The 11613-nt window shown below is 30.8% G+C and carries 9 protein-coding genes; 3 read left to right on the forward strand and 6 right to left on the reverse strand.

Annotated elements, in window-relative coordinates:
* Positions 1-3: 3 nt before the first annotated feature.
* From CR532_RS01650 to CR532_RS01660, 3 genes are read right to left on the reverse strand one after another with little or no spacing between them, the layout of a single operon-like run.
* Positions 4-1044, reverse strand: coding sequence for a BMP family ABC transporter substrate-binding protein (locus CR532_RS01650; protein WP_108729105.1), 1041 nt, complete (start codon positions 1042-1044; stop codon positions 4-6).
* Positions 1041-1607 carry a 5-formyltetrahydrofolate cyclo-ligase gene (locus CR532_RS01655; protein WP_108729106.1) on the reverse strand — a complete coding sequence of 189 codons (567 nt, stop codon included), beginning with the start codon at positions 1605-1607 and terminating at the stop codon, positions 1041-1043. The genes CR532_RS01650 and CR532_RS01655 overlap by 4 nt, the downstream gene beginning before the upstream one ends.
* Positions 1608-1612: 5 nt before the next feature.
* Complete coding sequence (locus tag CR532_RS01660) at positions 1613-2674, reverse strand: hypothetical protein (RefSeq protein ID WP_199911298.1); 1062 nt, start codon at positions 2672-2674, stop codon at positions 1613-1615.
* Between the two features lie 540 nt (positions 2675-3214).
* On the opposite strand from CR532_RS01660, the gene CR532_RS01665 reads away from it, so the two are divergent.
* A complete protein-coding gene (locus CR532_RS01665; RefSeq protein ID WP_108729108.1) occupies positions 3215-4351 on the forward strand; it encodes a LysM peptidoglycan-binding domain-containing protein in 1137 nt (378 codons plus the stop codon).
* A 99-nt stretch (positions 4352-4450) separates the two neighbouring features.
* Positions 4451-4816 carry an outer membrane protein assembly factor BamD gene (locus CR532_RS01670; protein ID WP_108729109.1) on the forward strand — a complete coding sequence of 122 codons (366 nt, stop codon included), beginning with the start codon at positions 4451-4453 and terminating at the stop codon, positions 4814-4816.
* Between the two features lie 22 nt (positions 4817-4838).
* Here CR532_RS01670 and CR532_RS01675 read toward each other — a convergent pair whose 3' ends face one another.
* The 3 genes from CR532_RS01675 to CR532_RS01685 are packed head-to-tail and all read right to left on the reverse strand — an operon-like array spanning position 4839 to position 9787.
* Positions 4839-5957, reverse strand: coding sequence for a vWA domain-containing protein (locus CR532_RS01675; protein WP_108729110.1), 1119 nt, complete (start codon positions 5955-5957; stop codon positions 4839-4841).
* 52 nt (positions 5958-6009) lie between these two features.
* On the reverse strand, positions 6010-8880 hold the full coding sequence (gene flcA, locus CR532_RS01680) for a periplasmic flagellar collar protein FlcA (RefSeq protein WP_108729111.1): 2871 nt from the start codon (positions 8878-8880) through the stop codon (positions 6010-6012).
* 13 nt (positions 8881-8893) lie between these two features.
* A complete protein-coding gene (locus CR532_RS01685; RefSeq protein ID WP_108729112.1) occupies positions 8894-9787 on the reverse strand; it encodes a 1-acyl-sn-glycerol-3-phosphate acyltransferase in 894 nt (297 codons plus the stop codon).
* A gap of 166 nt (positions 9788-9953) precedes the next feature.
* Between CR532_RS01685 and CR532_RS01690 the strand changes: the two genes are divergently transcribed.
* Positions 9954-11537, forward strand: coding sequence for a peptide ABC transporter substrate-binding protein (locus CR532_RS01690; protein WP_108729113.1), 1584 nt, complete (start codon positions 9954-9956; stop codon positions 11535-11537).
* Positions 11538-11613: the final 76 nt, after the last annotated feature.

Here is an 11613-nt window from a genome sequence, read left to right on the forward strand (position 1 = left end):
AAATCATTCTAAATCAATCGTTATCTCAGTATCATCTATCTCTTTAATCTTATCTTCAAGACTTTTCTTAACCTCTGCACTAGCCTTTTCTACATAAAATTTATTTAAAAAATTAAATGAAATCCCCATTTTCTTAAGTCCAAGAACTTCACAAGTCCCATATTGGATCTCGCCTCTGAGAGCTTTATTTAAGACCTTTTCTAAATAAAATCTTTGATTTGTAATGCCTGAACCAATAATATTATCTTTATTATCCAAATAATTTTCACTATCAAATAGAACAGCAAACATACCGTGCTTGCGAACTGACGAGAGCACACCCTCAACAGCTGAACCCACAATCGGAAGAATTACAGAAACTCCTGAATTTAAAATTAAAGAGTCAGACAAAACCTTTGCCATATTGCTATCATGCCAATTTCCTAAGATCCTAAAGAACACCATTGAGTCTAAAATCTCTTCAATACCCTTCTTGAAATAGGGAAAAATATAGTCTCTCATAACAGGATACTCTTGCCCAGAAATCAAGGCAACATTCTTATTGGATAAATTAGAATCTTTTAAAAATAGGGCTACATAATAACCTAATATATAAGCTTCTTCTGCAACATTATAAGAGAGTGAATACACTTGAGGATTAGTATTCTTAACCAAAGAATCAAAAATCAAGAATTTAGTATAAGGATAATTTGCAGAAATTCCATCAATAATCCTTTGCATTACATTATTTGTTGTTATCAAAAAATCATATCTTAAAGAATTTAATAACTTCTCAAGTAATTCTATCCATTCACTTTGATTAAACCCAGCTTCAAATAACTTAACTTCAACATCGTTTCTATTTTTTTTAAATTCAAGCAAAAAATCATACATTTCTTTATAAGAGGGTGACCCACTAATAATTCCAGGAATAAATAATGCAATCTTTTTCTTAGTCGAAGATTTAAGCTCTCTAATTTTGAAAAAATTAATATACACAAATAAAAATAAGCAAATTAATGAAATAGAAATCCAAACAATTCTAAAGAATAGAAATTTATTCACAAAAATAAAACACCTTTCTCAGAAATCATAGCATCCACTTTGATATCATGAGAACAAAATGGCACAAAATTAAAAATCTGGAAATCAAAACACACACCAATTTTTACAAAGAAGTCTCTTTGCAAAAATATATCATAAAATCCTCCACCACGTCCAACTCTATGTCCAGTATTACTTGAAAATGCAAGTCCTGGAACCAATATAACAGAAGCTTTATTAATCTCAAACTCAATACAAGAAATAGGTTCAAGTAAATTAAAACTACCAACCCTAAGGGAGGAATTCCCAAAATATTTGAAAAAACTCATATCACAATTGCCCAAAACTCGCGGTAAGAAAACTTCGAAGTTAAAGTCTAGTAAAGAATTTAAGAATACATGAATCTGAACCTCGAATTTCATAGGATAATATGCTAATACCTGACAAGTATTTATATTTTTAATTAATTTTAGCAAATTTGCAGAAATATTAATACTGGATTCAGCAATCTTGACTATCCCATAGTTCCTGAGCAAAACAGTCATCTCATTTCTAATTGCTTGTTTTGACAAACCTATGTTCATAAAAATTAAAATTCTCTAGGCTTTAACAAATAAAATTCATCAACACTTAAATTGCTAGGAACATTACCATTCGTACGACCTAAATACATCTTAAAAGAATGAATCGTTTTAAAAAACTTTTTTGCTAAAGATGATCTATTTTTCTTATAATCTTCAAAAAATTTTAAAACAGATCCATGAATAATCAATTTATCAGAAATATCAGAAGAATGCTTAATGAGATCTTCTATAAAAAAAAATATATTTGCCAGATAAATAAAATTACTAAAAAGGATACCTATTCTTCCTCTCAGATAATTGACATAATTTACCATATCAATTCTATTACCCAAAGTATGATTTTTATCTTCTAGGCTCCACTTTGAGTATACAGTATTAAACCTAGGATCTTTTACTAGATAATCATATACAAAATCAAACCTAAAACTATCCTCAACGTATTTTGAAAATATATAATTTGAACGCCTATTGCTTAGAAAAATAAAACCTTTACGAGACGTTTCTTTAAGATTTTGAATTATATTAGTAGGAGCAGTATCACTAGTTTTACATAAAAAAGAATTATCATCCCAAAGTAAAATACTAGTACCTTCTGAAACTAAATATTCATTCTTATTGTAATGCTTAAGAATGCCTTCAAAAACACTAACAAAATAATTATTAAAATATTCACCGTTTACATAAAATTTTGCCGGCGCATCAGTCATAAAGAAATAATTATTCACATCGACAGAAAATGAAGAGCCTTTAACAACCTCATAAATAACGACCTCTAAGCTTCCCTTAAATAGATATATTTTTGCATCTTGCACGTCTTTAAGGGAAGAATAAAAAACAAGACTATGCGTATTAGAATGAAAGGTTACATCTGATAAAACACCATTTATTCCATATAAACCTATCTTAATTTTCGAATTATCGCCAACCTCAATAAAATCATATTCAAAAATCTCATCCCCCAAATACAATCTAATAGGAATAGTATTCCTGACAACATTAATCTGACCCTCTATTTCCTTAATTAATGCTACTTGAGAGAATAATACTACCCTAGATAATAACAACAAAAAGATGATAGAGTGTGATTTTAAAATAAAATTATCCTCAATTTGAATAAACTTATGAACTTAATTATATCCTGTTTTAAAAAATTTATTAACTTTAATAAACATGAAAAATAAACTATAATGTTAAGAAGCTTGCAAAAAAGATATTTTGAACTAGATTTTTCCTAAATAAAGAACCTAGGAAGAGATAAAAGCTACAATTTATGTAGTCAACATTATATAAGAAGGATATATATGATGCGTAAAAACAAGTTATTACTTTTGATGTTATCTGTATTTGCTCTTTCTCTCATTTCATGTGAAACCCCCCCAGAAGAAAGGGCATGCGGAAATGCCAAAATTTCAAAGATGCTCTAGGATAGGAGTATAGTATTAATATAATTAAAATGGATCAGAGATGACAAACAAATAATTGCATAATGTTAGGTTATGCAATATTATGGTAGTAAGGTTTACTGAACAGCTAAAAGAACTGATAAATTGATGCTCAAAACCAAAGTTCTTAATTTATATAGTCAATATTATATAAGAAGGATGTATATGATGCGTAAAAACAAGTTATTACTTTTGATGTTATCTGTATTTGCTCTTTCTCTCATCTCATGTGAAACCCCTCCAGAAGATGCAAATAATAAAGATGCCAAAATTTCGAAATCAAAAGAAATTAAGGAAACCGGAGATGTGCAAAGAGACATTGAAGAGATTAAAAATGAAGTCATAAGAGAGCGAGGGAACCTTTTTTATTCTAAAGAATTCAACGAAGCTGAAAAGACCGAAAAGGAAATGAAAGCAAAATTTGCAAAAGGTATGACTAAGGAAGGAAATGACATTGCTATCAAAGCACTAGAAAGATACAGAAGTATTGCCAGAGATACGATAGAAAAAAAAGAAAAAATAAACTACCTTAAAGAAAATATTGAAAAATACCTAAATGATGCTGAAGCCAATGAAGCATACATATGGATACCATTGGAGGTTGATGAAGTAAATAACTTATACTTTGAAGCAACAAGAAAATACAAAGTATACGACATTGAAAACTCTCTTGGAATGTATAGTAAAGCATTTAATAAGGCACAGCAAACAGCCAAACGAGCAAAAGAATCAAGAGCTCTTAAGGAAACAGATGAGAGAATGTATAAACAATTAAAAGCACTTGAAGCTGCTTCTAATCTTCCCGTTTACAGCAATAATAAACTCATTAAACCATCGCCATGGAATGGGAGAGCACTAATTAAAGATAAAGGCGAATATATGAACCTCTTAAATCTGGAAGGTGGGACTTATTTACTTGGAAAAGTAGACTTTCCATTAGTACTTGCCTATGAAGAAGAAGCCAAGGAAATAAAAAAAGCAGATTCAACTAAATTTAAAACACTCCAGCTTATTGAAAAATCCAGACAACTATGGGAGCAAGGGCTTGAAGCTAAAAAGCTCAACAATCTTAGACTTGCAAATGAATTATTCTTAGATTCTGCAAGATACTTAGAAGCTTACCAAAGCTATGCAACTAGGGAACTTTACATAATTAAAATTGGAAATACCTTGTGGGGAATTTCTAAGAAATTATACAACGACCCTTATTTATGGCCAAAAATTTGGTTTGCAAACAGACAAAAAATTCAGAATCCAGATATAATATACGAAGACTGGAAAATAATAATTCCTTCTAAATAAAACAAAACCTAAAAGAAAACAAGTATAATACTTGTTTTCTTTTTTTATATTTAATAAAATTAATCCAATAGAAATGTATTACATAAAAGAGAACAAACAATGAAAAACTTGATATTAATAAGTATCTTATTTTTTTCGTGCTATACAGCCAATCTAGACGAACTTACAAAAGAAACTCCTTATAGTATCTACTTAAGAGAAGCTCAAAAGGCAATGAATGTTAATGATTATACATCTGCTTTAAAAGTATATGAAAAAATGATTGAAAATTATAAACAAAATACAGGAATAGTCGCTACTGGAAAATATGAAATCGCCTTCATACATTATATAACAAATAAAAAAGAGCTAGCAAAACAATTATTTGAAGAATTAATAAAATCTGGTACAAAAACTCCCAAATGGATTATCCCCCTATCTGAGAAGATGATAGACAAGATAAAAAATGAAAAACTTAAACTATAAACTCTACAGCTACCCTTTCAAACTACTGCTGAAGTATTATCCCATAAATTGTAATATCTTTTTCCTTAGCCAAGTTCATAACTTCCTCATAAACTATAGGCCCCCTAGGATATTCATGAGGAGGTGCATCTCCCAATACAACAATAAATCTATTCTCCGCCTTCCAATCAAATTGAGTAACAGCAGCATTAATCCCTTCAAATACCGCCTCAGGATAATCTCCTCCACCACCTACATTAATATATTTAAGAATATTGTTTAAATACTCCTTAGTATTAAAATCAAAAGATCTTGTCAAAAAATCTTCAAGATAATCCTTATAAAATACAAGACCTACCCTATAAGACTTAAATTGCTTTAACTGAGGTTCTACGATCTCAAAAAGATGCTCCTTTAAAATTTCAATATTATTCTTCATACTCTCAGTAACATCAACAACAAAAACAAGATCTAAGTCAGCATTTGAATCTTCTGATTTTTCTAAAATATCCTTGATCTTATCAAGCGCATCCATTCCCTGTTCTGCAACAACAACATCATCCGAAAATCTAGAAAATGCTTCCATCATCCCATTAGACTCAATTTTACCGTCCATTTGACTGTCCTTGAAGAATAATTCATAGGCATTATCCTTATACTGACCTAAATAATCATTATATTTTTTTTCAAAAGTTCTAATTGAAAACCAAAAAGGTTCTTTCCTTCTCTTAAGAGTTTCTAAATCAATATCACCACTTCTTGTTGAAAAATTAGGAAAACCATATTTTAATCTCTTAGGTATTAGTATATGAAAAGCCTCCCCAAATTTTCTATTTGGAACAGGCGTAGAGGATGTCAATGATAAAAGTTCCCTATTCATAATAACTCTACCGTTTAAAATTCTAATTTCATCTCCATTAATGTCATTATACCCTAGCGTTCTAAATGAATAAGTAGATACATCTTTACTCTTTTCTGGAATTTCAAAAGATTCAGTTAAAATGACAGACTTAACCTTTGGCTTTTTCCTAATAAAAAGGTGAAAGCCATTTTCATGAGCCTCAACATATACATCATCAATGGTAATATTTAGATCATCTTCTATTAAAGAAAACAAAGTAAACACAACCAACAAAAAAACAAAAAAGTAAGTTTTTTTCATACAAATCCTTACAAATTAGTTAGACAAAATTATGTCTAAAATTATTAAAAATCTAAAGATTATCAGTTAAGCTCTCGTAAAACAAAATATTGGATCCAGCAAAATCATTCTTAAAAATGCTTCTAAGATTTAAACTAGCAAGATCTTTTTTAACACTCCTAACCATCTCATCATCACGATTTAACAAGTCAAACATTCTAGATGATTTAGTCAAATTCGCAATCCCTGAATCATAAAGCCTATTGTCCATAACAGTACCAGCTCCAACCCTATCACCAAGAGATGCTCTTATCTCAACAACTCCAAGATTATTGTAACTTTCAATTTCTTTTATTAATAAAGCCTTATTATACTTATTATCTTTAGGCCTAAAATCTAAGATACTGGACTTTTCTGTCTCTAAATTCTCTAATATTCTCAAATAATAGCTCCTAGAAGTTACAAAATCACCCATTTTATAAAGGACAGATGCAATTGAATTCAAAACTTCATTACTATTTGAAAACCCAGACATATTCTCAACTTTAAATAAATAGCTTAATGCATCCTTATAGTTATTCTCCTTATAATTAAGCAAGGCTACCTTATAATAAACATCCGGAGAATTAACACCCTCATTTATTGCCATCTTATAAGAAGAAATTGCTGATCTGAAGCCATTTAAAGATCTAAGAATATCCCCTTGCTTTTCATAAATTGAGGAAAGCTCTCGAGACCCTTTAATAAGACCATTTCTTTTATAAAAATCATAATCATTTAAAGCTAAACTAATAATATTGCTTGCTTTCAGAGAATCATTTTCCTTCTCATAAATATCTGCCAAGATTCTATAAGCAATTATCTTATCAGATGCATTTTCCATTGAATTTTCCTGCCTAAATCCATTTAATGCTGTCAGCAAATATCCTTCTGCCTTCTTAAAATCACCCATACAATAAGAATATCTACCACTTTCAAAGAGAGCCTTATTGTAATTGGGATTCTTAACCAAAATCCTTCTAAGAATATACTCAATCTCTGAGTTCAGATTGACATCCAAAGCATTAGCAATAGTCTTCCCATCACCAGCCTCAAAGCTAGCAAATTCTTTATTCAATAGATTCATCTGGGCACTTAAATACCTAGGATTCTTAGATAAATTATTTATTCTCTTGCTATAAACTGTAAAATCAATATATTTATCTATTAACTTCTTAGCATATCTAGTATAAACACCCTCATCAATATCTAACCCTTCATTTGTCTTAATAAAAGTATTTACATTCTTCGCTTCCCTCTCAGCACCAGCTCCAATATAGTTATTAAAAAGTTTAAATAAAATTTCCTTTCTATGCCCATATCTTGAAAGCAAAATAGTATAATTATTAATACTATCTTTGTAATACTTAGGATTTGTTTGAGCCCACCTAAAATAATTATCACCCTTATTCATTAATGCTTCATAATCATAAAGATCATAAGATATAACCTCATCAAGGATTAAATTAGCATCTGAATATTCACCAAGTCTCATTTTCATAGAAGCATAAGATATATATCCATCCTTATCAAAATTTTTTCGTCTTCTCTTAGAAGCATCTCTAGCAAATGGATCAATGGTAAATAATTCCTCGTACTTCTCTTCAGCACTATCAAAATCTCTTATATCCTCGAAAGCTTTAGCATAAGCCAGAAACCAACTGCTATTAGGTCGCATATAATATGCATCTCTAAAAGTATCCTTAGCAAGCTCCCTCTTATTCTCGTATATATAAGATATTCCTTCTCTGTATTTTTTATCAGATGCGATATAAAAGAACATAACATCAACTAAAAAATAAAAAGACACAAAAGTTAGTACAACAAAAATAGATGCTATTTTAAGTATTGGCGTTAAAGCTTTAGAAATCCTATAGCTAAGCTTCTGTTCAAGCTTGCTAAACTCCTCTGCCTTATAATAAATAACAGGCAATTTAACAGAACGCCCAACAATATCACCAGAAAACTTAGCAATAAACTTAAGCCCTTTTTTATTTTGCTCAACAAGATCAATCAATGCCTCAATCTTATACCTAGAGACATTGCCTCGCGTTAAAGCCTCAGCAACAGCAATTCTCAAATTCCTAGGATAAGAGTTTAAATGCTTAAGAAACAAAGGATAATCAATTTTAAAATTATCTTCACTAGAAGGTGTTTTTTTGTCATCTTCCAAAAATCTAAAATCATCTGAAAGATTAGAAAAATCACCCTCTTCATCAGGATCCTCAGAATTCTTATTATCCTCAGAGCTCTCATTAAAATCATTCCCACCCCGATATGTCATCCCCAACTGATCACTTTCTCCATTAGATCCATTCAAATTATCAATTATATCATCAAGATTGAAATTATCATCCAAAGCATCATTGCCATCACTTAAAGATTCGTTATCTAACCTCTCAGCATCAATTTCCTTATCAAAAGACTCATCTGAACTTAATAAATTTGTATCCAAATCACCAGCTAAACTTTGCAAGCTATCTGGACTATCTAAATCAAAATTAGCAGCATTATCTAAACTAATAGAATTATCATCAAGAACCCTCTCAATGTTTTCTTCAAGTTGAGAACTTAAAACATCAAAATCATTATCTAAATCATTAAACTCAGAATCAATATCCACCCCACTAGAATCTTGTAAGATTCTACCATCCTCTTCAGCAGATTTGACTTGATCTTCGCTATCAAGAGCATCAAGAATAAAATCTAAATCAAGTCCCTCCTCAGGTGCTTCTTCTAAGTCAAGATCTACCTGATCCTGTTTCTCCCAAGGAAGGATACTTTCACCATTCCTCGGGGGCTCAATTTCCATTTTAATTCCAAAGGGCTCTTTTGTAGCTCTCTCGGCAGAAATATCATCTAATATCTCTCTTTTAAACTTTTTTACTTTCTCTATATCAGGCATATCAAACAAAACCCTAAGTCAAATCATTATATATCCTAGTTCCCTCTTCATGAAGAACCTCAAAACGTTTTTCTAAATCATCAGCAATTGTAGAGCTTAAAATTTCTTTTGTTGCCTCTAACCCTTCCTGATCTAACTTCCTTAAAATTAAATTCTTATACTCAAGCACATCTAATACCTCTGTTGTATTATACACAAGCGCATCTTCCCTAAAAATATCATGCTCCATATTCTCATCTGATGAGACTTCAAGAATATTGCCATTAATGCCTACCATTACAAAATAGTCAAAAATTTTAAAATAACTTCCAATCTCAGAAATTATTTTTTTAGTTTCGGGTTTACCTTTTCTATATCTTGTAGCCGTTGGAAAAATAAGAATAATATATCCACTACTCTTTTTATCAGAAATAAATTTCATAGAATTGGCATTAAAAGCTCGCCTCTCCCTAATAGTCTCAGGATCAACTCCAATAAATGAATGTGGAGGATAAATAAATATTACACTATAGCCTAAAGATAAGCTTTTAACGAATAAATTATCCTTAAAAAGCTTAACACCCGCTATAGGAATAACATGTTCCGAAACTTCTCTACAGCTCATCCTGTTAAGTAAAAACTGAAAACAAGGAAAGTCAAAATTGCTATAATGTTCCATTAATATAAGTGAGGACTTGCCCAACCTAGACTTCTCATAAAGCTCTAAAATATGTTTAATACCAACAATAGTAGAATTACTACTCAAAAGCCTTTCTATCATTTTGTCAGCTAAACCTACACTAACAGAATCTGCCTCATGATAAGAACTCTTTAAGCAATTTATCTTTTCAATAGCTTTAAATTGACTAAGAAACTCATTCTCAATATCTTTAAAATATTTATTAAAACTATCATTCTGTATAAACATACAACTTCATCCTTCAAAGTTTTCGAAAAACAATATATTAGCAAAGTAAAAATATTACATCATTATACTTTATTTATTTGGCAAATTAAAGTAAAATCCACTTAGGCTTGTTAACAAAATCATTTAAAACAAATAAAAATTCACATAATTCAAGGAGGATGTTTATATGAAATACAAAGTAATAATTCTTTTATCTTTCTTTTCTGCTTTATTCTTAACTACCTGTTATAGTGATACACAGCAAGATAAAATAACCTTTAGAGTAACAAATGACAGCGAGCCCGATTCGCTTGATCCTCAGCTTGCTACTTCTACGCAAGCATTCAACATCATCATAAATACATTCTTAGGCCTAACAGTAAGAGATTCACAAACTGGAGGCTATAAGCCAGGATTAGCTCAATCTTGGGATATATCTGATGATGGACTTGTGTACACATTCCACTTAAGAGAAGGTCTTGTTTGGAGCGATGGTGTTCCTATTACTGCTGAGGGTATTAGAAAATCTTACCTTAGAATTTTAGATAAAGAAACGGGATCACAATATGTTGATATAGTTAAATCAACAATTAAAAATGGTCAGGATTACTTCGATGGCAAGGTAACTGATTCTGAACTTGGCATTAGGGCTTTAAATGACAATACTTTAGAGATAACCCTGGTTAATCCAAAACCTTACTTCCTTGATATGTTAACGCACACATCATTCATACCAGTGCCAGTTCATGTTATTGAAAAACATGGGCAAAACTGGACAAATCCTGAAAATATGGCCGTAAGTGGTGCATATACGCTAAAGAAAAGACTAGTTAATGACAAAATAGTCATCACAAAAAACGATAAGTACTATAATGCTCCAAGTGTTGAAATAGATGAAGTGATATTTTACCCTATACTCGGCGATACTGCCTATAATATGTACATAAAAGACGAACTTGATTTCCTCCCAACAATAGGAAGAGAAAAATTCGATGAAGCCAGAATAAGGGATGATTATTATTCTTACCCTACGAATTCCGCAACCTACTTGGCATTCAACACTACTATTAAACCGCTTGATAATCCAAAAGTTAGAGAAGCTTTAACCCTTGCTATTGACAGAATAACTATAACTCACGTTATTGGCAAAGGTCGTTCAGATCCGACAAGAAACCTAACACCACCATTTGACAACTACTCTTATGGTAAGGAATTAAAATTATTTGACCCTGAGCGATCAAAAAAATTGCTAGCTGAGGCTGGATATCCGAATGGTGCGGGTTTCCCTACTCTTAAATATAAAACTTCAAAACGTGATGGGATGGGCAGAACTGCAGAGTTCCTACAAGAGCAATTTAAAAAAACACTCAACATCAATCTTGAAATTGAAGTTGAAGAATGGACTACATTTTTAGGCAGTAGAAGAATGGGTAATTACCAAATATCAGACATGGGATGGGCAGGAGATTACGGAGATCCACTAACATTTCTTGAAAGCCTATTTACTACAGAAAATCATGTGTTTGGAGCATATGGATACTCAAACAAGGAATATGATGCTTTAATTAAAAAATCTGATTTTGAACAAGACCCGCTTAAAAGACAAGACATCTTAAGGCAAGCTGAGGCAATCATAGTAGAGAAGGACTTCCCTATGGCTCCATTATCAATCATGAAATCATATTATCTCTTTAGAAATGATAAATGGACTGGATGGACTCCCAATGTTGCAAATAAATATCACTATGAAGACATAAAGCCTAAAAGATAACAAAACTAACAAGAGATAAAAATAAGTAATTTAAAAATTAAGATTTAAAATTAAATAATTAATAACTTATACTCCA

This window comes from Candidatus Borreliella tachyglossi, from assembly GCF_003076595.1.
Taxonomy (GTDB): Bacteria; Spirochaetota; Spirochaetia; order Borreliales; family Borreliaceae; genus Borrelia; species Borrelia tachyglossi.